The following is a 24583-nucleotide window of genomic DNA, read 5'->3' on the forward strand; positions in this document are numbered from 1 at the left end:
TGATGGTGTAGGGGAACCGGTGCGCTGCCGCGCTCGTTGTTTCCATGCATAAGACAAAGCTCCCATCAGGGAAACAAAGCGAACACCGCTTGGAGATACAGAATATGGCAACGAAGGCAAAGGAAAACGAAGAAGTAGAAGTCGAGCGCGAAGGCGCGCCAGACGGACCGCTTCTCGACCTTTCCGATGACGCTGTCAAGAAGATGATCAAGCTCGCGAAAAAACGCGGCTATGTGACGATGGACGAGCTCAATGCAGTTCTCCCATCCGAAGAGGTCACTTCCGAACAGATCGAAGACACCATGGCCATGTTGAGTGACATGGGCATCAACGTTGTCGAAGATGACGAGCAGGACGCGGACGCTGAAGAAACAGACAACAGCGCCGACGAGGAAAGCGATGCCCGTGAGCTCGCTGAGTCGACTGGCACTGCGGTAGCGCCGACAACGACCAAGAAAGAACCGACCGATCGCACCGACGATCCCGTCCGCATGTATTTGCGCGAGATGGGCACGGTCGAACTGTTGTCACGCGAAGGCGAAATTGCCATCGCCAAGCGCATTGAGGCTGGTCGCGAGACCATGATCTCGGGTCTTTGCGAAAGCCCTTTGACCTTCCAGGCGATCATCATCTGGCGCGAGGATCTGAACGAGTCGAAGATCCTGCTGCGTGAAATCATCGACCTTGAAACGACCTATGCGGGGCCGGAAGCCAAACAGGCTCCGGTTATCGAACGCGTCGAGGAAGAAAAGCCTGCTGCCGCCAATGATCGGATGCGCAGCCGCCGCGACGATGACGACATCACCAATGTTGGCGGTGACGCGCCCGTCGAAGAAGATGATGACGAGGATGATGAAGCAAATCTGTCGCTTGCCGCGATGGAAGCCGAACTGCGTCCGCAGGTCATGGAAACCCTCGACGTTATTGCCGATACTTACAAGAAACTGCGCAAATTGCAGGATCAGCAGGTGGAGAACCGCCTCGCTGCTTCCGGATCGCTGTCGCCGAGCCAGGAACGCCGCTATAAGGAACTGAAGGATCAGTTGATCAAGGCGGTCAAGTCGCTATCACTGAACCAAAACCGTATCGAAGCGCTGGTCGCCCAGCTCTACGACATCAACAAGCGTCTCGTTCAGAACGAAGGGCGACTGCTGCGGCTGGCCGAATCTTACGGGGTGCGTCGCGAGGACTTCCTCAAGGAATATCAAGGTAACGAGCTCGATCCGAATTGGTTGAAGGCTGTTTCCAATCTGACGACGCGCGGTTGGAAAGAATATACCAAGAACGAAAAAGAGACGATCAAGAACCTGCGTACGGAAATTCAGAACATGGCGCAGGAAACCGCCATTTCGATCTCGGAATTCCGCCGTATCGTCAATCAGGTGCAGAAGGGCGAACGTGAAGCCGCGCTGGCCAAGAAGGAAATGGTCGAGGCAAACCTGCGTCTCGTTATTTCCATCGCCAAGAAATATACCAACCGCGGTTTGCAGTTCCTCGATCTGATCCAGGAAGGCAACATTGGCCTGATGAAGGCGGTGGACAAGTTCGAATACCGTCGTGGTTATAAGTTCTCGACCTATGCGACCTGGTGGATTCGGCAAGCAATCACCCGTTCGATCGCCGATCAGGCACGCACCATTCGTATTCCCGTGCATATGATCGAGACGATCAACAAGATCGTTCGGACATCGCGCCAGATGTTGCATGAAATCGGCCGTGAACCGACACCTGAGGAGCTGGCTGAAAAGCTCGCCATGCCACTTGAGAAGGTGCGCAAGGTGCTGAAGATTGCCAAGGAACCAATCTCGCTCGAAACGCCGGTTGGTGACGAGGAAGATTCGCATCTCGGCGATTTTATCGAGGACAAGAACGCGCTTCTGCCGATCGATGCTGCCATTCAGGCCAATTTGCGCGATACGACAACGCGGGTTCTGGCTTCATTGACACCGCGCGAAGAACGCGTGCTGCGCATGCGTTTCGGCATCGGCATGAACACTGACCATACTCTGGAAGAAGTTGGCCAGCAGTTCTCGGTGACCCGCGAGCGTATTCGTCAGATCGAAGCAAAGGCACTGCGCAAGCTGAAGCATCCGAGCCGCTCCAGAAAGCTGCGTTCGTTCCTCGACAGCTGATATTCCGAGTCACGACAGACAAAAAAGCCCGGCCAAGTGCCGGGCTTTTTGTTATGCAGTTCGTTCAGAGCGATGGCTCCTCGGCCTTCTTGTCGCCCTTGTCCTTCACCATCAGCTTATCGATGTAGGCGAGAAACAGCGCCGAGAATACGAAGGCGAGGTGGATCACAGTGAACCATGTCAACTGTTCGGTACTAAACTGTGTCAGGTTCAGAAAGACCTGCAGCAGATGGATCGACGATATAGCGACGATGGTCGATGCGACCTTGATCTTGAGCGATCCGGCATCGATCGTTCCAAGCCAGTGAACTTCATCGGCCTGATCAAAGCGGCTGACGAAATTTTCATAGCCGGAAATGATGACCATGACGACGAGGCTGGCGACCAGCGCTGCATCGATCAGGCTGAGCATTTTGAGGATAGTATCGGTTTCGTTGAGGATGGTGACTTTGGATACGAAGTCCACCAGCTTGCCGGCGAAAGAGAAAGCGTAGATCGCAAGCGCTGCGGCGAGGCCCAGGTAGAAGACAACCAGGAGCCAGCGCGAGGCGAGGATGATGTTTTCGACGAAGATTTCAAGACGTTTCATAAAATAAGGGTCCGGTTGAACAATCGGGCTTAGGGGCGCTAGGTCAACAAATAGGCAGCACGACACTTAACTCAAGCAATAAACATAAAAAACCCGGGCCTAGGTCCGGGTTTTTCGTTGGAGGCCGGTGTCAGTTGCTGGCCACGGGGGTAACCAGCGGTGTGATGCGGCGAATGGCGACGCGGCGGTTTTCCTGTTCCGGGCCGTCGGCTTTGATCTTCAGATATTGCTCGCCATAGCCTTGGGTAGCCATGTTTTCCGGCGGAATATCGAAGACATTGGTCAGAGCCTGGGCAACCGATTCCGCCCGCCTGTCCGAAAGGACAAGGTTTGCCTGGTCGGAGCCGACGGCATCGGTGTGGCCCTCGATCAAGAAAGTCTCGGCGGGATTCTTCTTGAGGATTTGCGCCATTGCCTTTGCAACGCTTTCAATGTGGCTGATCTGGTCTTCGCCGATATCCGCGGAGCCGAACTGGAAGGTGATCGTATCGAGATCGACGCGGCGAACCTTGTCGCGGATGCGTGCCGAACGCTTTACCTCATCGATCGAATAGATGCGTTCAACCCGTTCCACGGGCGGCTGCTCGAAGAAATCGTACACCTCTTCCTGAGGCGCCTCTTCCGCGTCCAGAATATAATCCCCAACCGGAATGTTGAGCGCGAGCGGTGGCAGGTCATCTCCTGGATCGCGCCATTCCAGACGTTCCTCACGGTCGTAGTCGGGCGTGTATGTCAACACAATCTCGTGGCCATCCGGCATCACGCGTGAGCGCCGGATCACATCGCCATAGCGATTGCGGATCGTGACAATCTGCACTCCATTGTCGCGCACGATGGTTTCTCTCGTACGGTTACGCGGCAAGTCTTCGTAATAGACGTCCTTCGAGTCGCGTGACATGCGCGGCCGGTCGGAGCTCTCTACGTAGACGTTATTGTCGATATTGACGACGGTCCGATCTCCGAATTTCTTCACGACCTGTACATCGCCTGGACGCTCGTCAGGCCTGCGGTCTTTGGTGCGGGTCCCCTTTTCGGTGAGTACGGGCTCGATCTTGACGGGAGCAAGCTCCTGTTGAACATCGGCATCGCTCTTTGGCGCTGCGACGGCAGGCTGTTGCGCAACGTTTTTTTGATCTGCTGGCGATTGGGCTGTCTGCCCCTGCTTGGCTGAACCCGGGGTTTCACCAGAAGGTGCCCGTTTGGCGCTGTCGAGCGCTGGAGCAGCGTTTTCCGGCAAGGCTTCCTGCTGCGCAGCTTTGCCGGTGCTTGGATCGACAGGCTTGGCTTCCTTGGTGGCCGGTTCTGCGGGCGCGGCCTGCGAAGGCTGTTCGGCCGTAGCGGGCGAATCGGGTGCGGGAGCTGCCGGCTTGGCGGCCTTATCAGCTGCTTTCTTCGCCTCTTCGGCGGCCTTATCGGTTTGCTTGTCCGCCGCTTTCTGAGCACTATCGGTCTTCTTGCGAGCTTCTTCCTCGGCGGCCTTTTGCGCTTCAGCCGACTTGTCCGCTTCCTGTTCCGTCGTCTTCTTGACCTTTTCGGCCTCCTTGGCTGTCTGCTTCTCGGCCGCCTTTGCGGCATCGGACTCTGCCGCCGCCTTCTTTCGCGCTTCCTCTTCTACAGCTTTTTGCTGCTTGGCAGCTTTATCGGATTCGGCTTCGGTAGCCCGCTTGGCTTTTTCGGCCTCCTGCGCCGCTTCTTTTTCGGCGGCTTTTGCAGATTTGGCTTCCTGTGCGGCTTTCTGCTTGGCTTCTTCTTCTATCGCGTTCTGTTGCTTGGCGGCCTTGTCAGCTTCCGCATTTGCAGCGCGCTTTGCCTCTTCGGCCTTCTGTTCATTTTCCTTTTCCGCAGCCTTGGCGGCTTGATCGGCTTGATGTTTCGCTTGCTCTTCAGCCTTCCGCTGTTCCTTCGCTGCGGCTTCTGTTTCATCAGCGGCACGTTTCTTGGCTTCTTCTGCCTGGTGGTCGCCGCCCTTGTGTTTTTTCAGCTCCTCAACAGGTTCTTCCGCCTGAGGCGTGGTCTGTTCCGCCTGCGCCAACATTTGCGAGGGTACATTGCTGTTTGAGGAGATGAAGGGCCGGTTGATTGGGGTCTGTTCTGCCATTGCAGCCGGTGAAGAAAAGAGAATCGCCGTCGATGCAAAAAAGAGTGCTGTCCGTTTCATGTTCATCCCTGTCTCGCGTTTCTTGTCGTTGAAACACGTCAAATGTTTGTGATCGCAACCTTGTTCCCGTTCGTGGCAACCGTTTGTCCGTTGCGATCCCGATTGGCAATGGATGAAGGATTGCAGGGGCAGCCTGTATCTCAAGTGAAGACGCTGTTCATCCCGCGTTCATGTTTAAAACGTGGACGCGGCGGCGTCCGGGATGTATTTGAGCCCCATGCCTCAAGAACCGTTCTGGAAGACGAAGACCCTGGATGAGCTGAACCGCTCGCAATGGGAGAGCCTGTGCGATGGCTGCGGGCGCTGCTGTCTGCACAAGCTCGAAGATGAGGACACGGAAGAAATCTATTTTACAACAGTGGCTTGCACTTTATTGGATGCCGGTACGTGCCAGTGTTCAGACTATATCCATCGCAAGAAGAAGGTGCCGGATTGCGTATTCCTGACACCGGAGATCGTGCGGACAGTCGATTGGCTGCCAGAGACGTGTGGTTACCGTCTGATCGATGAGGGCAAGGATCTTTATTGGTGGCATCCCCTTGTTTCAGGCGACCCCGAAACAGTCCATGAAGCCGGTATCTCGGTGCGTGGCAAGATCACTGCTTTCGATCACGAAATGAAAGAGGACGAAGATTATTTTGATCATATGATGCGCGAAAAATTGCCATCCTGAGCGATTTCCGAGTGAACGCCATGTGAATGAGGCGTTGAGGATTTGTTCAGATCGTCTGTGGAACAAAGGGCGCCTGTCCGGATTTCAGCATTTCTGAAAACACTTCCCCCCATTCCCGGACAATCAAACAGGAGAACGCTCATATGGCTAGTCTTTCACTCAAGTTGCTTGCGGTCGGTGCTGCAATCAGCATCGGTGCCATCCTTGGCGCAAACACATCGTTCGCGGCACCAGCCTATGCCTCGCCGATCGTGGTCGAGCATGGAACAACTTCCGCGCCACTCGTGGATGTCCAATATCGCTACGGCCATCGCCCATATCGCGTTTGCACTCCGGGCCAGGCTGCCAGCAAGGCAAGCCGCATGGGAATCCGCGACCCACGGGTCGTCGCTAATCGCAACGTTGTTCGTGTGACTGGATGGAAGCGGGGTCTGCGTACTGCCGTTGTGTTTGCCCGCGCACCCGGCTGCCCCATCATCCGCTAATAGCTGGGGCGGTTATCTGACGCTGTCCAGGCCATCTGGCTCGCCGCAATTTTCCAAAACGGACTCTAAGCGAGTTACCAGAAGAGACAAAAAGGGTGCCCACGGGCACCCTTTTTCATTTCCGACAATCGCCCCCGATCAATTCTTCAATTCAAACGTGACGCTGACGTTCACATTATAGGTGTTTTCACCTGTGGCTATCGGAACTGAATCCGCCGGTGCCGCCGCCATCATCTTGGCTTGGCCCATGGGCATCGGGCGCGGGCTGTAAGACTGCTCGCTGATCTCGATAACTTTACCCAGACCTACACCTGCAGCTTCCGTCAGGGTCTTCGCCTTGGCCAGTGCATTTGCAACGGCGTTCTTGCGGGCCTCTTCAACAATTGCCTCGGGTTTGTCATTGGTGAAGGTGAGGTTGCCGCCCTGATTGACGCCAAGCGTCACGGACTGATCGAGAATGTCGCCAACCTTCTTCAGATCACGTACGCGAACAGTCAAAGAGTTGGAAACAGCGTAGCCGACAATCTTCGGTGCTTCCGGCGGTTGTGTATTATCCTTGTTGTCCGGGTAGACATAACGGGGTTCGATGTTGAAGCCCGACGTCTGCAGGTCGCGTTCGGCGATGCCGGCCTTCTTCATTGCGTCGAGAACCTTGGCCATGGCTTCATTGTTGGCCGTGAGCGCTTCGCGCGCGGTCGGCTTCTCCTGCAGCACCACCATTGAAACAATGGCCATGTCCGGCGCTGATGCTGCTTGACCCTCGCCAGTTACGACGATGCGTGGACGCGGTGTTTCGTCGGCCAACGCGGCGAACGGCACTGCCATCATTGCGGTTGTCGCAAAGGCCAGGCTCAGAAATTTCGATGTCATGGATATCTCCCCGAATAAGTTGGAGCTGTTGCGTCGCAGGTGATTATGGGTGGATTAGGGCAAAAGGGAAAACATTCGAAGACCTATGCATTTTATGCATCCAAATAGTTTCTGAGGCGTTTCCTTCGCAACCAAAGGAGCATGACATGTCTGGCAGAGAACCCAACAACAGTCCTGAACGTAATGAGCCGCTGGAATCGGCATCGACTATGCCCATCGAAACGCCGGACTTAGAGGATATCGAAACCGGCGACGCGGAGATGCAAGCCGACGATGAGCTTGCCATTCTGGGTGAGCGGCAAGTCGACGCGGATGACGCAGGTCTCCCGGAGGAAGATGACGATAATCCCTACCAGGAAAGCGACGAGGCCTTGCCCGATGATGAGGAGGAGGCGGAGATCTCACGCGATCCGGAACGGGAAGGGCATCGCTTCGAGTGACGGCGCCCGGGGGCGAATCCGTCCGTGGTATTCCTATTGCAATTGTGCACATAGGTCTTGACTAAAATACAAATGTTCAATATTCGATGTCTTGATTGACCGGCCTCGATGTCTCCATCAGAGGCTGGCACAGGGAGGCATTGATGGCTACGAATGTTGCATTGACGGGATTGGCGCGGGACATGCAGGCGCGGGCGGATACGGGCCGACCGATCCGCATCGGCCTGATCGGTTCGGGCGAGATGGGCACCGACATCGTCACGCGTGTGGCGCATATGCCCGGCATCGAGATCGGGGCGATCTCCGAACTCAATCTGCCCAACGCGATCAAGGCTGTCGACATCGCCTATCAGGAAGAAGGCCATTCGCGCCAAGTGTCGAATGCGTCGGCGCTGACCACGGCGATGGAGGCGGGCAAGATCGCCGTCACCGACGATGCCGATCTGATCCTTGCCAATGAACTGATCGATGTGGTCATCGATGCGACCGGGGTGCCGGCGGTCGGCGCCGAGATCGGCCTGAAGGCGATGGAGCACGGCAAGCATCTGGTCATGATGAATGTCGAGGCGGACGTGACCATCGGCGCCTATCTGAAGAGCGAGGCGGACCGGCTCGGCGTCACCTATTCGCTCGGCGCCGGCGATGAGCCGTCCTCCTGCATGGAGCTGATTGAATTCGTCTCGGCCATGGGCCATCCGATCGTGGCTGCCGGCAAGGGCAAGAACAACCCGCTCAACATCGATGCGATCCCCGACGATTACGCGGAAGAAGCCAGACGCCGCCACATGAATGTGCGCATGCTGGTCGAATTCGTCGATGGCTCGAAGACCATGGTGGAGATGGCGGCGATCGCCAATGCCACCGGGCTTGTGCCGGACAAGCCGGGCATGCATGGTCCGGCGGCAACGCTCGACCAGTTATCCAAGGTGCTCGTGCCGGAAAAGGATGGCGGCGTGCTCTCGAAGGTTGGTGTCGTCGACTATTCGATCGGCAAGGGCGTGGCGCCCGGCGTCTTCGTCGTTGCCGACATGTCGCATCCGCGCATCTCGGAGCGCATGGAAGACCTGAAGATGGGCAAGGGTCCGTACTTTACCTTCCACAGGCCCTATCATCTGACCTCGCTCGAGGTGCCGCTGACCTGCGCGCGCGTGGTGCTTTACGGCAAGGCGGACATGGTGCCGCTGGCCAAACCGGTTGCCGAGGTCTGCGCCGTGGCCAAGAAGGATCTGAAGCCCGGCGACAAGCTCGATGCGATTGGCGAATATTGCTACCGCGCCTGGATCATGACGGCGGGCGAAGCGCGTGCTGCCGGCGCCATCCCCTGCGGCCTGTTGCAGGGCGGCAGCGTCACGCAGGCCATCAGGAAAGGTGAACTCATCACCAGCGCCAACGCCGCCCCTGCGCAAGGCTCGAAGATCGTCGAACTCAGAGCCCGCCAGGACAAACTGGTCTATGGGGCGTGAGCCTCTAAAGATTTCACAAGACAGGGAGTGCCGACATGGCATCCGCCAGAAATTCAAGCGCCAAGCGCCACGAAGATGGTAGCAACCTTCCCTTCGCGTTCCGGCATTATCCGCCGGAGCAGCTGAAGGAAGCACTGCGCAAGATGTATCTGATACGCCGCTTCGAAGAGGGCGCAGAGGAGTCTTATACGCGCGGCCTTATCCACGGCACCATGCACCTGTCCATCGGTCAGGAAGCGAGTGCCGTCGGCATTTCCATGCCGCTTGCCGAAGATGACATGATCACCTCGACACATCGCGGTCATGGCCACTGCATCGCCAAGGGCGCGGAAGTCTCGAAAATGTTCGCCGAGTTCTTCGGCAAGGAAACCGGATACTGCAAGGGCCGTGGTGGCTCCATGCATATCGCCGACGTATCCAAGGGCAATCTCGGTGCGAACGGCATCGTAGGAGGTGGTATCCCTATCGCCGTTGGTGCTGCTCTGTCCGCAAAGAAACAGAAGAACGGCAAGGTCGTCATTTCCTATTTCGGCGACGGCGCCAACAATGAGGGTGCGTTTCACGAAGCGCTCAACATGGCTTCCATCTGGAAGCTGCCGGTGGTTTTCGTCTGCGAGAACAATGGCTATGGCATGTCCACATCGACCAAGCGCTCAACGGCTGTTGCCAACGTTGCTGATCGCGCGGTCGCCTACAACATGCCGGGGGTTGTCGTCGATGGCAACAATCTCTCCGATGTCGCCGAAGCCTCGCACGATGCGGTGGAACGGGCGCGCAGAGGTGAGGGGCCAACCCTCATCGAGTGCAAGACCTATCGTCACCGCGGTCATTCGAAGAGCGACCGCAACCGCTATCGCACCAAAGAAGAGATCGAGGACTGGATCAGCAATCGCGATCCGATTCACCTATTCGAGGATCAGCTGAAGGAATTCGGTTTCGTCAGCGACGCCGATATCGAAGGGATCCGTACAAGCGCCGAGGCGGAGATTGCCGAGGCAATCGAGTTCGCCAGGAACAGCCCATCGCCTACCCTCGATAATCTGACACGCGACGTTTACACGGTTGAAATTTAATGGACGAGATAATCCGCGAACTGAGCTATTCGCAGGCAATCCAGGAAGCCATGGCCATTGCCATGGAGGCCGATGACCGCGTGTTCCTGATGGGCGAGGACATCGGCGTCTACGGCGGCGCTTTTCAGGTGACGGGTGACCTCGTGCATCGTTTCGGTGAAGACCGGGTGATGGACACGCCCATCTCCGAGCTTGGTGGTGCGGGAGTTGCCGTCGGCGCGGCCCTGACCGGAATGCGGCCGATCTTCGAGTTCCAGTTTTCGGATTTCGCTGCGCTGGCGATGGAACAGATCGTCAATCAGGCGGCCAAGATTCGCTATATGCTCGGCGGTGCTGTCTCGGTGCCTCTGGTAATGCGCTTTCCCGCCGGCTCCGGTACGGGCGCCGCGGCGCAACATAGCCAAAGCCTTGAAGCGTGGTTTGGTCATGTACCTGGCCTGAAGGTCATTCAACCGTCTACGCCGTACGATGCCAAGGGCATGTTGCTCGCGGCCATCGAAGACCCGGATCCCGTTATGATTTTCGAGCACAAGCTGCTCTACAAGATGAAGGGGCACGTTCCGGAAGGGCACTATACCGTGCCGATCGGCAAGGCTGCTGTCGTACGTGAGGGAACCGACCTGACGATCGTTGCTTCGGCCATCATGGTGCACAAGGCACTGGAAGCGGCGCGTGAGCTCGAGAAAGAAGGCATCAATGTCGAGGTCGTCGATTTGCGCACCGTGCGTCCGATGGACAAGGAAACAATCATCGCCAGCGTCAAAAAAACGTCGAAGTTGATGTGTGTCTATGAAGGCGTGAAAACGCTTGGCATCGGCGCAGAAGTCAGCGCGATGATCGCCGAAAGCGAAGCCTTCGATTATCTCGATGCGCCGATCGTGCGCCTTGGTGGCGCGGAGACGCCGATACCCTATAATCCGGAACTTGAGAAAGCGACCGTGCCGCAAGTGCCTGGTATTCTAAAGAGCGCTCGCGATCTCGTTAAAGGGATTCGTTGATCATGCCCGTCGAGGTGATCCTGCCCAAGGTCGATATGGATATGGAGAGCGGCCAGATTTCGCGCTGGTACGCCAAGGATGGCGATGCTGTCACCAAAGGGCAGGTGCTGTTCGAAATCGAGACTGACAAGGCTGCCATGGAAGTGGACGCACCGTCTTCGGGCATTTTGCGCAATGTAACGGCGGCGGAGGGCACGACAGTTCCTGTGGGCTTGGCCGTAGCGTGGATCTTTGCCGAAGACGAGGCTTTCACGGCTGCCGTGCCGGCAAACGGTGCAAATTTACCGCCAGTTGCTGCGCACGAGCCAAAGCCTGCCGCTGAGTCGGTAAAAACCGCGCCTGTACCGGCGGTTGCTACCGCTGACAAAACTGACGGCGTTCGTGCGACGCCGCTTGCCCGACGCTTTGCCAGGGAAGCCGGCATTGACCTGACGTCGGTTTCAGGGTCTGGACCCAAGGGACGCATCCAGAAGAAAGATGTCGAAATTGCTACCTCGCAGGGCGCGGCGGTCGCGAAGCCGGTCGTGCAGGTTCGAGAACCTGCCGTTCAAGCCGGTGCTCCGCTTCATGCGGCATGGCTGCGCGAAGGCAAGAATTCGCAGCTCGCGCCGATTGTCCTGATCCATGGCTTCGGCTCCGATCTCAACAGCTGGAGGCCGATGCTCGGCGGTGGCACACTGGACAATCCGATCCTGGCCATCGATCTGCCCGGCCATGGCGCTTCGTCGCACATCATTCCAGATGATCTGCATGCGATCGCCGAATTGGTGGAACAAACAGTTGCTGCCTATCACTCTGGACCCATAGTCTTGGTCGCGCACTCGTTTGGCGGCGCGGTCGCGACCGAAGTGGCTGCCCGAAGCCATCTCGACATTCGTGCACTTATCCTGATCGCATCGGCCGGGCTTGGACCTGAAATCAATGGTGCGTTTCTTTCGGGGTTTGTCCGTGCCCGTACCGAGCCGAGCCTCGTTGCGTGGATGAAGCAGCTGGTTCAGGATGAAAGTCTGTTGACCAAGCCATTTATCAGCGCAACGCTGGCTCAATCGCAGAATGTGGCTTTGCGCGACGCCCAGCAGCTCGTTGCCGACCGTTTTTTCGCTGACGGAACGCAGGTCATCGATGTCAGGCAGACCCTTGCCAACCTTACCATTCCGGTCCGTTTGATTTTTGGAGCAGCCGATCGGGTGATCCCGGCGACACATGCCGCAGGGTTACCGGGCGAGATCGCCGTGCATCTCTTTGCCGGGACCGGACATATGCCGCAGCTCGAACAGCGTGAAAAGATCATGCGGGTACTGGCCGAGGTCAGCCGTTCGGTAGCGTAGCGCTCGGTTTCGGCGAAACGAGCGCGCGCTGAATGGCACTGCGAGCCGAAGCGAGATTGGGCATGATCCAGTTGGGCTCCGCGCCAAGGAATTTATCGAGGAAGGCGATCGCCTGGTCCGGAATCTCGCGGACGTTCTCCCGGTACGACCACCACGTGCGTAGATCATCCGCGCATGCGTCGATCTTCGGAGCGGTACCGAATTCCTGCTCGCAGATTGCGGCGATCGCGCCGACACAGTAATTGGTATAGAGGAACCCTTCAGGCCAAAACGCGATAATCTCCTGCATTTCCGTCAGCTGCGAATCGCTCTGCTTGGGATGGCTTCGGAGTGTTGCCGGTCCTATGGTGATAAGCTCTTTGAGCACAAGGCCCGCGGCAAAAATGATGAAGTCCTTGCGATCAACCTGCGCAAAGGATTTCTGCTGTTCAACCGTCTCGACCCAGTTGAGAAAGGCCTTGGTCAGTCTGGTTTCGTCGATGGCAAACTGATAACCGTAGTGTTCCGCAATCAACGCGGCATTCTTGCGAAAAGCCATGCGAAACCAACGCAGTTGGCGAAGCCGGTGCCGTAAATCCGGCATATGGACCAATTCGTCTCTGAACAGAAAATCCATGCCTTCTCACCTTTAAGTTCATTGTATCACGTCATACGCCGTGATGCAGCACAAGCCAAGTTTTCACAGAACAGAAATCATACATATTGACATTACAAAAAACAAATGTTCTATATTTTTTCGTTCGATCATAGCATATGTTTGCGGTCGGGCGTTGGGAGGTTGAAGACATGGCAATGTGGCAATGGGGATTGCTGGCCCTTGGGATTTTGTGGGCGCTGCAATCACTGGGCGTCTGGTACCAGATGCGCCACTACAGCGATGTGATGAAAGGCATCACTTCCAAATATAATGATGGTTTTGTTGGCGCGGGCAATGTTCGGGGCCGTTTCGGCAAAGGCGTGATCGTTCTTATACTCGTCACGCCTGACCTCGTGGTTCAGCGTTTTCTCGTGATGAGCGGCAGGTCGGTTTTTGCGAAATTCAAGCGTCGCGAGGAGTTTGAGGGTATCTCGCTCAGTGCATTACGCACCGATCCTGTGATGACAGGTCTGGGTGAGCCGAATATCGCCAAGGCTGCAGAACGTGCAATCGAGCAGATAGACAAGGCCAGGGCAGAGCCGAAGCGGTCCGGTCTAATCGGGATTAAGCCAGTCAACGCATAGGGACGGCCGTTTGGAAAACGGTCGATAAGGAGGAGGGAACATGTCAATTTTAACAATGCTGGCGCAACATGCGGACATCGCCGCGCACCATATTTCGGTTGCGGGGTCGATGGTCTCGGATGCGGCGCTCCACGGCAGGCAGGCCATCACGCATGCGGGCAACGATCTTGTCGTGCTTGCGCAATCGACGGGGGATATCACTGTCGAGGAATTCAAGGACAAGCTGAAGAATGTCCAGCAGGAGGAGCAGCTCGGCTGGCTGACCCACATCGGTAAATACTTCATCGGTATCTTCCAGAAGGGCGGCGAGGTCTTCGCCGGATTTGTAACAGGCATTATCCCGACGCTTGTCGTGCTGATGACCGCATTCTACGCATTGACGGAGCTAGTCGGCGAAGAACGCGTGCATGGCATCGCTCGCGGTGCAGGTCGCATCGCACTGACGCGCTACACTGTTTTGCCCGTGCTTTCCGTGTTCTTCCTCACAAACCCTATGGCCTATACGTTCGGTTCGTTTCTCGAAGAAAAGCACAAGCCCGCGTTCTACGACGCAGCCGTATCCTATGTGCATCCACCGCTTGGCCTGTTCCCGCATATTAATCCGGGCGAATATTTCGTCTGGGGCGGTATTCTCGTCGCGCTCCTCGAACTTGAGAAAAAAGGCGCGGTTCCCGTCGGCTATCACATCAACGTTGCAATCTGGTACGCGCTCGTTGGTCTGGTCGTCATTCTTCTGAAGGGCATGCTGACCGAGCGCATTACCGCCATCATGGCACGCCGTCAGGGCATTGAACTTTAAGTCGGGGCGGGGAGAAGTAAAATGTCAAAGACTTACAAGGCAGTAAAAATTTCCAAAGGCAGTAATGGTTGGGGCGGCCCGCTCGTTATTCAGCTGACGCCAGAACGTAACAAGGTCGTGTCAGTCACCGGTGGCGGCATTCATCCTGTCGCACGCCGCATTGCGGAACTGACGGGCGGGGAGGCGGTTGATGGTTTCAAGGCGCCCCCGGTTGAAGGAGAGATGGGCGTTGTTGTCGTCGACTGCGGCGGTACTGCCCGTTGTGGTGTTTATCCGCGCAAACGCATTCCGACCGTCAATCTGACGCCGGTCGGCCAAGCAGGACCCTTGGCGCAGTTCATTACTGAAGATATTTACGTTTCAGGCGTGAAGGAAGCCAATATCGAACTCGCCGACGGTTCGCAGCCGGCAGCAGTTGCAGGGGCAAGATCGTCCCAAGACTCGCCGCCCACGCCCGCAGAACTTGCCGCATCCATGTCAAGCCGGACTGCAGCGTCGGACACAGGCGAAGGTGGTTTAATAGGCTTTATCAGCACTATCGGCCGCGCCATGGGCCGTGTGGTCGGCATTTTCTTCAATGCCGGTCGCCGTACCATCGATCAGGTCGTGCGCAACGTTCTGCCGTTTATGGCCTTCGTGACCATGCTCATCGGCTTTATCCTTTATACCGGGATCGGCGATGTGCTGGCGCAACCAATGGGACCGCTTGCCAACAACATCGTCGGTTTGCTGATCCTTTCAGCCATCTGCGGCCTGCCGTTCCTGTCGCCAATTTTGGGACCGGGTGCGGTTATTGCCCAGGTTATCGGTGTAGCGATTATCGGACCGCAGATTGCCAACGGCACGATTTCACCGGCAATGGCTCTGCCTGCACTGTTCGCTTATAATACGCAGGTAGGTTGTGACTTTGTCCCGGTTGGTCTGGCGCTCGGTGAAGCCAAGCCCAAGACCATCGAAATCGGTGTGCCGGCGGTTCTGATCAGTCGCCAGATCATGGGGCCTGTATCTGTCGTTATCGCCTGGATCGTCAGCCTGATCGTATTTTGAGTTCAATAAGAAGAAAAAGAGGTTCGCCATATGTCAGTCCTATTGAAAACACGGGTAACAGCCGTCGGGCCTGAGGTGGCGGATCTTGCCGAGGGAGGTGTGGTCATTCTGTTTGCGGATGGCGCGCCGCCTGAACTTGCAGAGGTTTCGATCCTGCATGCTGTCGAGGGCAAGCCTTCTGATGAGACACCGCCAGTAGGGGCCGCAATCCATATTGGTGATGTCTCTGCCAGCATCACCGGTATTGGCGATTATGCCTGGCAGAAGGTCAAAGATATTGGACATGTGGTCATTACGTTCAATGGGTCCGATCAAGTTGAACGCCCAGGCGAAATTTGCGCATCGGAAATCGATACGGCTGAGCTGGTATCGGCGTTGAAAGTTGGAACGACGATTACCATCGGGTAATGAATTATCGAAGAGAGATTTGAATGGAACGCTCGACAATAGTGCGGGTGCACGATGGATTGCATGCGCGGCCAGCTACCAGATTTGTCAAACTGGCGAAGGGTTTCGAATCGGACATCGAGTTGATCAAGGCCGACAAATCCGTCAGTGCCAAGAGTTCCGTGAAGCTGATGCTGCTGGGCGTCAAGGAAAACGAGACGGTTACCGTAAGAGCAAGTGGTGCCGATGAGATCGAGGCAATCGAGGCACTGATCGGATACCTTGAAGATCCTCATGCAGGGACCGCGGAAGAGGAACGAGCCGAAAAAGCATCTGCCGACCCCACGCCTGTACAGCCCAAGGTCTTGTCGACAAATCCAAACGCCTCGGCAACGGGCAAATTGCGCGGGGTTGCTGCCAGCGAAGGCTTTGCCATCGGGCCAGCCTTCGGCTTTTTTCCGGCGGAGATCGAACACGAAAACCGTCTGCTGACAGCGGACGAAATACCGGCAGAAGCCGGGCGACTGACGCAGGCTTTCGCGACAGTGCAACAGCGCATGGACATGTCATTGGCCGCGACGGATCTCGCAGAAAGCGACCGTGGCATTATCGCGGCCCTCAAGGATATTGCCTGTGACGATGAACTCACACAGGCTGCGGACGCTCTGGTAAGAGAAGGCATGGATGCGGTTTCTGCCGTCATTGGCGCCACGTCACGAATTGCGGCGGATTTCTCTTCAATGGATGACCCTTACCTCAACGCCCGAGCCGACGACGTGAATGCCGTCGGGCGGCAGATCTGCCTTGCATTATTGGGGCAGGACGATGCCAATCTTGACGCTATTCCTTCCGGAGCAATTCTGATCGCCGACGATATCGGCGCATGGGATCTGGCCCGCGCGCCATTGAAGCGTATTGCCGGTGTGATATGCGGCCACGGTGGCGCAACATCGCATGTCGCAATTATTGCGCGAGCGCACGGAATTCCTGCGGTTCTCGGGCTTGGACCTGCGGTGCAGGAATTGCAGCAGGTCAAGAGCGTTGCGGTGGATGGCAATAATGGCGATGTCTTTCCCGATCCTGACCAGACGACGGCCGATCGCTTCCACGCGCAAATCGGCGTCGCCGAAACGGAAAGGCAGGCGTTGAAAGCTTATAAGGATATCGTACCGAGGCGTGCTGACGGCACTATCATCGAGATTGCTGCCAATCTCGGCTCCCTGGAGGAGATTGAAGCGGCGCAGGAAGCCGGTGCCATGGGTGTTGGCCTTTTCCGCACCGAGCTGCTGTTCATGCGGCATATACATCTGCCATCGGAAGACTTGCAGACCGAAACCTACGCGACGCTTGCCAAAGCGTTCTCGCCGCACCCGGTGATCGTTCGTACGCTGGATATTGGCGGCGACAAGCCGATATCCGGTATCGATTTTCCGGATGAAGAAAATCCGTTCCTGGGCTGGCGCGGTATTCGCATGTGCCTCGACCGGCCGGATGTTTTCAAACCGCAATTGCGTGCGCTCCTGCGTGCCGCCGTGCATGGCAACATCAAGGTCATGTTGCCGATGGTCTCCGATCTTGGTGAAGTCCGCGCTACGCGCAGGCTGATCGATGATTGTGCCGCAGAGCTCAGCGCCGAGGGGAAGGACTACGCAAATTTCGACCTCGGTGTCATGGTCGAGACACCAGCAGCCGTCATGATTGCACCCACGCTCGCCAAAGAGGTGGCGTTCTTCTCCATCGGTACCAATGACTTGACCCAATACATCATGGCAGCTGATCGGCTCAATCCTACTGTTGCAAAGTTGAATGACGTGACACATCCGGCGGTAATGGCAGCGATCGAACTTACGGCGAAGGCTGGCGTCGAGGCTGGAATCATGGTCGGTATGTGCGGCGAAGCCGCAGGCCGCGCTGATCTCATCCCGGCGTTTGTCAATATGGGGCTGACGGAGCTCAGCATGAGTCCGGCATCGATTCAACGCGCAAAAAAATGCGCTTGGGAATTAGGGCAGGTGGGGAATCAAGAAGGCGAATAGATCGGACAGGGCTTTCACCTTATCCGATGCGCCGATTGCCTGATCGAATTTGTCACCGCGGGCCTGCAAGGCCAACAACGCGCTCTCGACCAATCTTTCATCGTCCGGTTCATGATCCGCATAGGTGGCAAGACCGATCGCGAGTGCGATAGCGGAAAAGCACAAATATTGCGTGTTCAGACGCGGCTGCTGCCCGCCATATCCGGGCAATGGCAAATGCGCCGATTGATACTGTGATTGCAATTCCATCGCCAGTCGTGCGCATGCCTCTGCAATGCCGTTCAGATCGCCATCCTTTGCGCCCACCAACAAAGCCCCGTGGCGGCGAATCACCGCTGCATGAACGGATGTGAATGTTGATTCGTGAATGAGTGCATTGCGCGATCCCAAAACGTTCAAGAGCCGCTTCGTCAGATAATATACGTCGCGCCGAAACAGCGACTCACCTTTGCTGGCATCAGCGGGAAAATAGACGTCGAGACCACGCGCTTCGATGGTGGTCGAATGGGCCGCCGGATCCTGTGAAACCAGAGAGATCGAAATTGTCTCCGCGGCAGTTAAAGCCTTGTCCATGGCGCGGGCGGCCTTACCGAACAAGATATCGGGCAGATCCTGAGGCACGGGCTTTCTATCCTGCCGGCTTGCCCTGATCAGGTGGCGTACATCGCGCAGCCGATCTTTCAAACTGACGACAATCTCGCTTGAAATATCCCGGATCATGATGGCGTACCTTTGCGCGCAGGTGGATAATCGTTTGTACCTTTTTTTCTTGGCCTGCTAAACAACATTCTCGTGAGGTGTAGTGTGAAGGTCGCCCTGGCTTGCTGCAGTATAACTGCTTTAAAGCACGGGAGCGATCAAAGGGGGATGATTGAGCGATCGACGCAAGCGAACGAATGGTACGCCGAAGAGCCTTCAGAAGACTCCTCTCGATGTAGGACAGCCGGACACCAAAATCAGCCGGATGCGCATGCGCGCCGCCTGGATGTACTATATCGAGCAGATGACGCAGAACGAGATCGCCGAAATTCTTGGTGTCGGACGCGTGACCATTGTGCGCATGCTGGCCGAAGCAAGGGCGCGTAACGAGGTCAAGATCGGTATCCAGGGCTATCTGTCGGACCTCGTCGCACTGGAAAGGCAGGTTGAACGGCAATTTGGTCTCGACAAGGTGATCATCGCGCCATTGTCCCATCCGGACAACGATCCGATCCCGGCGATAGCGGCCGCCACGGGAGATTATCTGTCCGGGATCGTCAGCAATGGCATGCGCGTCGGCGTTGGTTGGGGACGGACGCTTCTCAACACATTGTCCTATCTCGAAGCACGGGCGCTTGAGAACTTTACGGTTATCTCGCTGCTTGGTGGAATCAGCCAGCCGCGGCGGTTCAACCCGGCGGAATTTGCCTGGCAATTCGCGCAATTGTTTCAGGGCGATGGTTATCTTATTCCCGCGCCCGCCATGGTGGACAGTATCGAGACCAAAACCGCCTTGATTGAACGCTGTGGTCTCAAAAGCGTGTTCGAGATGGCCGAGGATCTAGACCTGGTGCTTCTGAGTGTGGGGGCCATTGAAACGGCCTCCAGCACGCCCTACCACATCGGTTTCCTCAATCAGGGCCACCAGGCCTCCTTGGCGGAACGCGGCGCGGTTGGCGATCTTCTGTTCCATTTTTACGACAAACAGGGTCAGCTGGTGGACCATCCCATCCATGATCTCGTCATGTCCGTAGGCATCGACACGGTGCAACGCGTGCCGGCGCGGGTATTGACGTCTGGCGGCAAGGAAAAAATCAGGGCGCTTTATGGGGCGATGGCGCTCGTTCGTCCGACGGTGTTCATCACCGATGAGGAAAGTGCCCGCCGCTTGCTAGTGCTTGCCCAGCAGGAATAGGGGTGAGCTTTGCTTGCAATTTCCGTTGGAAATCAAAGCAAGAGCGCCCGGTTGTCCAAGTCAGGGATTGCATTCGCGATTTTTCCCGTTATTGATCGCGGGAGACGCGCGGCCAGTTCCATTGCGTCTGATTTCAGGTGGGGCCTGTAGCTCAATTGGTTAGAGCCGGCGGCTCATAACCGCTTGGTTGGGGGTTCGAGTCCCTCCGGGCCCACCAAAATGTTGCAAAAACAATATGTTAGCACGTATTTTTCAAGCAGTCAATCGACATTCGAGGGCGCATCATTCTTCGCTGCTTCGAGTCCGAGATCGCCTTCGCAGCTCGCCGATCGTCAGTTTTTTCATTGCTTGCGCAGCAAGCAGCTTTTGATTCGCCTCGCGGGAATACAATTCAGCGTGGGCTATATCTTGGTGACCAAGCGCTTCCATGAGTTCTCTGGTGGTTGCGCCACCTTCCGCCAGCATCTTTCCCAACGACTTACGGAGCCCGTGAAGGGTATATCCAGAATCCAAACCCGCCTGTTTAGTCCAATGCGCCATCATGCCGGTAAGCGACTTTTCTGAAAACGGATTGCCGTACCCGGTAACAAGGATAGTGGGCTTGGACCTGTCCAGCGGATGAAGGATTTCGGCTAGCATAGGTGTCATGGGTATGAAGAGTAGTTTGCCTCCAGTTCGTTTTCGGTTTTTCCGTTGTCTGAACTCGAAGCCAGTAATCTCCTCAATATGGCCTTCCAGTTCCACCTCAACCGTGACCAGATCGTCCCAGCGCAAGTTAGCGATATCGCCCCGTCTATTGCCTAGCCAGATTGCCAATCCGTAACAGGTGCGCGCCGCGCTTCCAATTGGATGATAAGCCTCGAATCTTTGACGCGCGTCGATCGTCCAGGCTTTTCTACCTTTGTAGGCCGGCCTCCACTCAATCTTGTAAGAAGGGTCCGTTGCTATCCATTCAAATTCCAAGGCAACAAAAATAAGCTTGCGGATAGCGACAAGGAGGTGCTTGCCTTTATGCGGCGTCATTCTGTTCTCTGCGAGCAATTCCATAAGGTGATGGCGCCGTAGATGAGTGACTGGAGTTTCGGACCACGTTTGGCAATTGTCAGGCGGCGAAACGTGTCGTGCGAGGAACAACTCGATTAGGTTGGAGTTCTTCTTTATCGTCAACTGATCGTATGTTTGCCATTTTGCACTGCGTCGGAGTATTTCATACGCCATCATAAATGTTTTTTCAGTTTTTATCGAAGGTTTATTTGTAATAGTTCGATTCATTTTTATCATCCGAGTCGGTTAAATTAGATATATGATTAGAATAATCTTCTTAATGAAGTAATAATTGCAAATATAATCTATTAGGTTGTAAATGTTGCTTCGCTTCTCCAAATTTTTGTACGTTGGATTGCAGCGGATCGGTTGGTTCGCAGGCCATCTTACAAGGCTTGCGTACGACCATCGAGCAACGCGCAAGGATGATGAGGGGATCGTGATAGCAAAACGGAGATCGGAGCATAGGGTCGCCGACCCGGCTACAACATATGCAAGATCAAAGCGCTCGGCCACGCCGTTAGATTTCGCGCTGCGGCTATGATACTACCCGGCGATGGATAATGACAAAGCTATACCTGAAAATCTTTCGCTCTTGCACGCTGGCGAAGAGGATTTGCGCCAGAAGTCTGTCGAGATCATAGAGGCGAGCAACGCTATGTATATGCATGTCTCAATGATCCAGACCTGCATGGACATGCTTCAATACGTTCGCAAAAACACGCCGGACATGAGTGAGGACCAATTGATTGTTGCGCTGTTGAGTGCGAGTGTCTTCAACTCAATAGCGTCCGGTCTCAAATTAATGTTTGGCGGCTACTATCAAGCGTCCGGTCTACAGATACGATATGTACTCGAAACCGGATGGCTGATTGACTACCTCAAGACAGATCCCGCACTGGTCCAAATATGGAAGGTCACGCCGGAAGACAAACGCCAGAATGTCTTTCGTCCTGGTTTGGTGAGAGATAAACTAGATAAGCGCGACGGATTTAAAGAGAAGAAGCGTGAAGCACACTATAAACGTCTCTGCGTCCTATGTGGCCATCCATCGTTTGCTGGGTTCACCATGCTCAGATCCGAGTCAAACGGTGATGCACACATGGGACCGTTTCTGGTGCCATCACTTCTTGAGGCGTGCGTACAGGAACTGGTTCAGTGTTCGGTGGTCGCGGGGTTCTCCATAATGCGGTTTTTCCCACCAAACAGCCTGTCTGACTACAAGGCACGGGTCCACTACATCGAAACCTATGCAGGCTGGACGGAGGAGGTATTCGGGGAGAAGCCTGACCCCACTTCCGTCGACGAGGCGAAGAAAATCATCGCTATCTTGGAAAATGGCCTATAGGGTTATCGCGTCAAAATTCCGATCGATGGCCCAACCGGAAAAACCAGACCTACTAAAGTCAAATAGCCCCTTGGAGCACCTTATCCAATACATGTGCTAAAGACTGAGAACTATTGGTCCTCCCATGATTGGAAAGGACAAGGAATCATGCAACTACTTGCCTTGAAGCACTGAACAAAAGAGATAGGTGATGAGTGGTTGAGGATTTGGAAAAAGGAACAGCCTCACTGAATGATACAGATCGACTGCGCTATAGCGTGAGCTTAGTGAAACAAGGTCGGCACCAGTTCTATACTCTTACGATGCCAAGTGAAATCCTCGCCCAAACTTGCGTGGTCACAACTCGAAAAGAAGACCCTATACAGGGCTTTCAACGGGAGCTGGACGAGAAGCGCGCGATGGAAATCGCGAATTATATCGATGAAGATATGGGCACCATTCCAAACTCAATAGTGCTGTCCGCACAACCCAGCGCACATTTGAAGATCGTTGGCAGAGGAAAGACTCTGGAATTTACTAAAGACAAAGCGGCCTTCCTAATCCTTGATGGGCAACATCGTGTATATGGCTTTTCCAAAGCGCGGACATCTCTTCGTGTGCCTGTCGTGATTTACAACGGGCTCTCACGGAAGGAAGAGACAAGGCTTTTCATTGACATCAACACGAAACAACGGCCTGTCCCGTCGCATCTACTTCTGGATATCAAACAACTTGCTGAGTCGGAGACAGAATCCGAGGAGATCCTACGGGATGTGTTCGATTTCTTTGACCAAGAGATCGGCAGTGTGATGGCGGGCTTACTATCCGCTGCGGAAGCGTCTAGGTCGAAAATCACACGGGTAACATTTAACAACGCTGTGAAGCCGCTGCTCCCATTGTTCGCCGGGCGAGAAACCCACGATATTTACACGATCCTGAACGCATATCTTACTGCTGTATCGGCCGAACTAGGTAAGCGGACTTCGATTTCACTGCTTGTAAAGCCAGTTGTTTTTAGGGCGCTTATGGCCTTCTTCCGGCCGGTGGCACAACGAGTTGTTGACCGTTTCGGGTCCCAATACACTGCAGCGAACTTCCAAGAGATAGTCTCGCCTGTATTCGCAAATCTTCCGATGAAGCGGCTTGAGTCTACGGGGACGAGCTGGACAACCCTCAGGGACTATTTTGAGGAACGTCTACGGAGCAAGCTCACCTTGTAGGCCGTGTCGGAATGGTTTCGTTAGCCTCGCATCTCAGTAGACTTATGCTTCCTCGGATCGGCCAGGAAGCTGCTCAGACCACAGGATTCCATGGTTGGATTAGAGGAGGTGGATACCAACCTGCTGACACCAATGCGAATGCGGCCATATCACTTGAACGCGTTGATGTTCGTAACTTTGTGCCATTTGCTAACCATGATTTCGAGCGCTTTGCGCTGTCGAGCCGAGAGTCGTTTTCGGTGGCGCTCCTTGAAAGAACATCGCATCAATTGGCGGGGTGGCCGCTACTGAAGCTTTACTATGCGTCTTTCTTTGCAGCGCATGCGGTGATGCGGGCGCTTGGTTCCGGCGTAGTAAAGATTGATGGACCAAGTGCCTCATACCTTACTGAAGTGTTGAAGCTTTACGATCCGAACACGGCTAAGCTGAAGGGCGGTGCGTATGTCTTCCGGCTCGTTGCCGATCCAAGCTCACCTGGCTTGGCATCCATAACTCTCAAGCCTGCACCAGAGGGCGCAGGCGTTCATGATGGTTTCTGGCGACTGTTTTGCGATTTCTTAGGAGACGTCGCCAAGGACGCCGTCGCGAATGGTGCAGTGGATGCTCAAGACTTTTTCGCGACGGCTGGTGAGCTTACGGATGTGATCAAGGCCGGCGGCTCTGAATCGGGCGTCTGGCTCTCTGGAATGCGTAATGAAATCAACTACCAGCACAAATATGACGCGTGGTTCCCCATTCCAGGACGAGCGAAAATTCTTGACGTACTCGATGAGGCAGCCGCCCTGTCAGACACTACTACCATAAGGCTCGATCGATCCAAACGAAAAGATCCGGTCGGAGCGTTCGTAAGTACTACGCGCTTCCTCGCTTGTCTCAACGTCGAACTGTCTGATCTCGTCGCGGTAAGATCAACCGCAAACAGTGCATTTGGGCAGAAGTGGCGGAGACTTGCGACGGCGCTTCCGTAAAGAGCCACTGTCTTAGTCCAAGTGACAGCCTCTCGTAGACAAGGTTCTCAACTTCACGGCGGGATGCCACTGGGATGAATTCGTCGGCAGTGATCTCTCCAAAGTCCTAGATGCTCCTTCAATGGTAAAACCAATTGTTTCTTCGGCGCATCCCAACCTGCTCGTTAAGGATGGTGGATTTATTTAATCGCAATTACCGATTACGTGACACAGCGCGGCATGGAAACACTAGTTAAAAAAAGATTCGGCTGCCACATTTTGTCAACAGGCGCCAGATCAGTAGCGATAAGAGCCTGTTTGAAACTGTCCAAGAACATCTTGGCAGAAAGAGTGTCGATCGCGGCTTCGCTTTGAGCCATTTCCGATTGAAGTTCGGCATTGGGCCGTTTGCGGCGCTAGGGCCGTATCGGAACACTATGGAAACATTTCAG

Annotated in this window: 23 protein-coding genes and 1 tRNA gene; 18 read left to right on the forward strand and 6 right to left on the reverse strand. The window is 55.3% G+C overall.

Annotated features, from left to right (window positions below; all coding sequences use genetic code 11):
• The first annotated feature begins 104 nt into the window (after positions 1–104).
• A complete protein-coding gene (rpoD, locus tag J2X72_RS16335; protein WP_210003050.1) occupies positions 105–2132 on the forward strand; it encodes an RNA polymerase sigma factor RpoD in 2028 nt (675 codons plus the stop codon).
• Positions 2133–2196: 64 nt separating this feature from the next.
• Here the strand turns inward: rpoD and J2X72_RS16340 are convergent, their stop codons facing one another.
• Together J2X72_RS16340 and J2X72_RS16345 are read right to left on the reverse strand one after the other, a co-directional pair.
• Positions 2197–2721, reverse strand: a complete 525-nt coding sequence (locus J2X72_RS16340) for a TIGR00645 family protein (protein WP_114430477.1) — start codon at positions 2719–2721, stop codon at positions 2197–2199.
• A gap of 130 nt (positions 2722–2851) precedes the next feature.
• Positions 2852–4879, reverse strand: a complete 2028-nt coding sequence (locus J2X72_RS16345; RefSeq protein ID WP_310073488.1) for an OmpA family protein — start codon at positions 4877–4879, stop codon at positions 2852–2854.
• A 217-nt stretch (positions 4880–5096) separates the two neighbouring features.
• On the opposite strand from J2X72_RS16345, the gene J2X72_RS16350 reads away from it, so the two are divergent.
• Both J2X72_RS16350 and J2X72_RS16355 read left to right on the forward strand, forming a co-directional pair.
• Complete coding sequence (locus J2X72_RS16350) at positions 5097–5552, forward strand: YcgN family cysteine cluster protein (RefSeq protein ID WP_210003048.1); 456 nt, start codon at positions 5097–5099, stop codon at positions 5550–5552.
• Between the two features lie 143 nt (positions 5553–5695).
• The gene (locus tag J2X72_RS16355) at positions 5696–6037 is read left to right on the forward strand and encodes an antifreeze protein (protein ID WP_210003047.1); all 342 of its coding nucleotides are present in this window, start codon (positions 5696–5698) and stop codon (positions 6035–6037) included.
• Between the two features lie 138 nt (positions 6038–6175).
• On the opposite strand, the gene J2X72_RS16360 is transcribed toward J2X72_RS16355, so the two are convergent.
• Positions 6176–6865, reverse strand: a complete 690-nt coding sequence (locus J2X72_RS16360; protein WP_405044733.1) for an SIMPL domain-containing protein — start codon at positions 6863–6865, stop codon at positions 6176–6178.
• 188 nt (positions 6866–7053) lie between these two features.
• Between J2X72_RS16360 and J2X72_RS16365 the strand changes: the two genes are divergently transcribed.
• The 5 genes from J2X72_RS16365 (at position 7054) to J2X72_RS16385 (ending at position 12209) form a co-directional block, all read left to right on the forward strand.
• Positions 7054–7347, forward strand: a complete 294-nt coding sequence (locus J2X72_RS16365; protein WP_310073493.1) for a hypothetical protein — start codon at positions 7054–7056, stop codon at positions 7345–7347.
• A gap of 143 nt (positions 7348–7490) precedes the next feature.
• Positions 7491–8810, forward strand: coding sequence for an NAD(P)H-dependent oxidoreductase (locus tag J2X72_RS16370; RefSeq protein ID WP_310073495.1), 1320 nt, complete (start codon positions 7491–7493; stop codon positions 8808–8810).
• Positions 8811–8845: 35 nt separating this feature from the next.
• A complete protein-coding gene (locus J2X72_RS16375) occupies positions 8846–9883 on the forward strand; it encodes a thiamine pyrophosphate-dependent dehydrogenase E1 component subunit alpha (protein WP_310073496.1) in 1038 nt (345 codons plus the stop codon).
• On the forward strand, positions 9883–10881 hold the full coding sequence (locus J2X72_RS16380) for an alpha-ketoacid dehydrogenase subunit beta (protein ID WP_112531720.1): 999 nt from the start codon (positions 9883–9885) through the stop codon (positions 10879–10881). The genes J2X72_RS16375 and J2X72_RS16380 overlap by 1 nt, the downstream gene beginning before the upstream one ends.
• Positions 10882–10883: 2 nt before the next feature.
• Positions 10884–12209: an acetoin dehydrogenase dihydrolipoyllysine-residue acetyltransferase subunit gene (locus J2X72_RS16385; RefSeq protein WP_310073498.1), complete on the forward strand. Its 1326-nt coding sequence runs from the start codon at positions 10884–10886 to the stop codon at positions 12207–12209.
• Here J2X72_RS16385 and J2X72_RS16390 read toward each other — a convergent pair.
• Entirely contained in the window at positions 12190–12825 is a 636-nt protein-coding gene (locus J2X72_RS16390; protein WP_310073499.1) for a hypothetical protein, read from the reverse strand. The two genes, J2X72_RS16385 and J2X72_RS16390, sit on opposite strands and share 20 nt — an antisense overlap.
• Before the next feature lie 170 nt (positions 12826–12995).
• Between J2X72_RS16390 and J2X72_RS16395 the strand changes: the two genes are divergently transcribed.
• From J2X72_RS16395 to ptsP, 5 genes are read left to right on the forward strand one after another with little or no spacing between them, the layout of a single operon-like run.
• Positions 12996–13430: a transcriptional regulator GutM gene (locus J2X72_RS16395; RefSeq protein WP_210005542.1), complete on the forward strand. Its 435-nt coding sequence runs from the start codon at positions 12996–12998 to the stop codon at positions 13428–13430.
• Between the two features lie 40 nt (positions 13431–13470).
• Positions 13471–14229, forward strand: a complete 759-nt coding sequence (locus J2X72_RS16400) for a PTS glucitol/sorbitol transporter subunit IIC (protein WP_210005545.1) — start codon at positions 13471–13473, stop codon at positions 14227–14229.
• Between the two features lie 21 nt (positions 14230–14250).
• A complete protein-coding gene (locus tag J2X72_RS16405; protein ID WP_210005547.1) occupies positions 14251–15276 on the forward strand; it encodes a PTS glucitol/sorbitol transporter subunit IIB in 1026 nt (341 codons plus the stop codon).
• Between the two features lie 30 nt (positions 15277–15306).
• Positions 15307–15684 (forward strand): PTS glucitol/sorbitol transporter subunit IIA, encoded by a 378-nt coding sequence (locus J2X72_RS16410; protein ID WP_210005548.1) that lies wholly within the window; start codon positions 15307–15309, stop codon positions 15682–15684.
• Positions 15685–15707: 23 nt separating this feature from the next.
• On the forward strand, positions 15708–17699 hold the full coding sequence (gene ptsP, locus J2X72_RS16415) for a phosphoenolpyruvate--protein phosphotransferase (protein WP_310073502.1): 1992 nt from the start codon (positions 15708–15710) through the stop codon (positions 17697–17699).
• Here the strand turns inward: ptsP and J2X72_RS16420 are convergent.
• Entirely contained in the window at positions 17667–18419 is a 753-nt protein-coding gene (locus J2X72_RS16420) for a hypothetical protein (RefSeq protein WP_310073504.1), read from the reverse strand. The two genes, ptsP and J2X72_RS16420, sit on opposite strands and share 33 nt — an antisense overlap.
• A gap of 151 nt (positions 18420–18570) precedes the next feature.
• Between J2X72_RS16420 and J2X72_RS16425 the strand changes: the two genes are divergently transcribed.
• Positions 18571–19593 (forward strand): sugar-binding transcriptional regulator, encoded by a 1023-nt coding sequence (locus J2X72_RS16425; RefSeq protein ID WP_310073507.1) that lies wholly within the window; start codon positions 18571–18573, stop codon positions 19591–19593.
• Positions 19594–19733: 140 nt separating this feature from the next.
• Positions 19734–19810: transfer RNA gene (locus J2X72_RS16430), tRNA-Ile, on the forward strand.
• Positions 19811–19875: 65 nt separating this feature from the next.
• Here the strand turns inward: J2X72_RS16430 and xerC are convergent.
• On the reverse strand, positions 19876–20865 hold the full coding sequence (xerC, locus tag J2X72_RS16435; protein ID WP_310073509.1) for a site-specific integrase: 990 nt from the start codon (positions 20863–20865) through the stop codon (positions 19876–19878).
• 328 nt (positions 20866–21193) lie between these two features.
• Here xerC and J2X72_RS16440 point away from each other — a divergent pair, with 328 nt between their 5' ends.
• The 3 genes from J2X72_RS16440 (at position 21194) to J2X72_RS16450 (ending at position 24152) form a co-directional block, all read left to right on the forward strand.
• Complete coding sequence (locus tag J2X72_RS16440; RefSeq protein WP_310073510.1) at positions 21194–21985, forward strand: hypothetical protein; 792 nt, start codon at positions 21194–21196, stop codon at positions 21983–21985.
• 194 nt (positions 21986–22179) lie between these two features.
• A complete protein-coding gene (locus J2X72_RS16445) occupies positions 22180–23184 on the forward strand; it encodes a DGQHR domain-containing protein (protein WP_310073512.1) in 1005 nt (334 codons plus the stop codon).
• A gap of 44 nt (positions 23185–23228) precedes the next feature.
• On the forward strand, positions 23229–24152 hold the full coding sequence (locus J2X72_RS16450) for a hypothetical protein (RefSeq protein WP_310073514.1): 924 nt from the start codon (positions 23229–23231) through the stop codon (positions 24150–24152).
• Positions 24153–24583 lie beyond the last annotated feature (431 nt).

The organism is Phyllobacterium sp. 1468 (assembly GCF_031455525.1).
Taxonomy (GTDB): domain Bacteria; phylum Pseudomonadota; class Alphaproteobacteria; order Rhizobiales; family Rhizobiaceae; genus Phyllobacterium.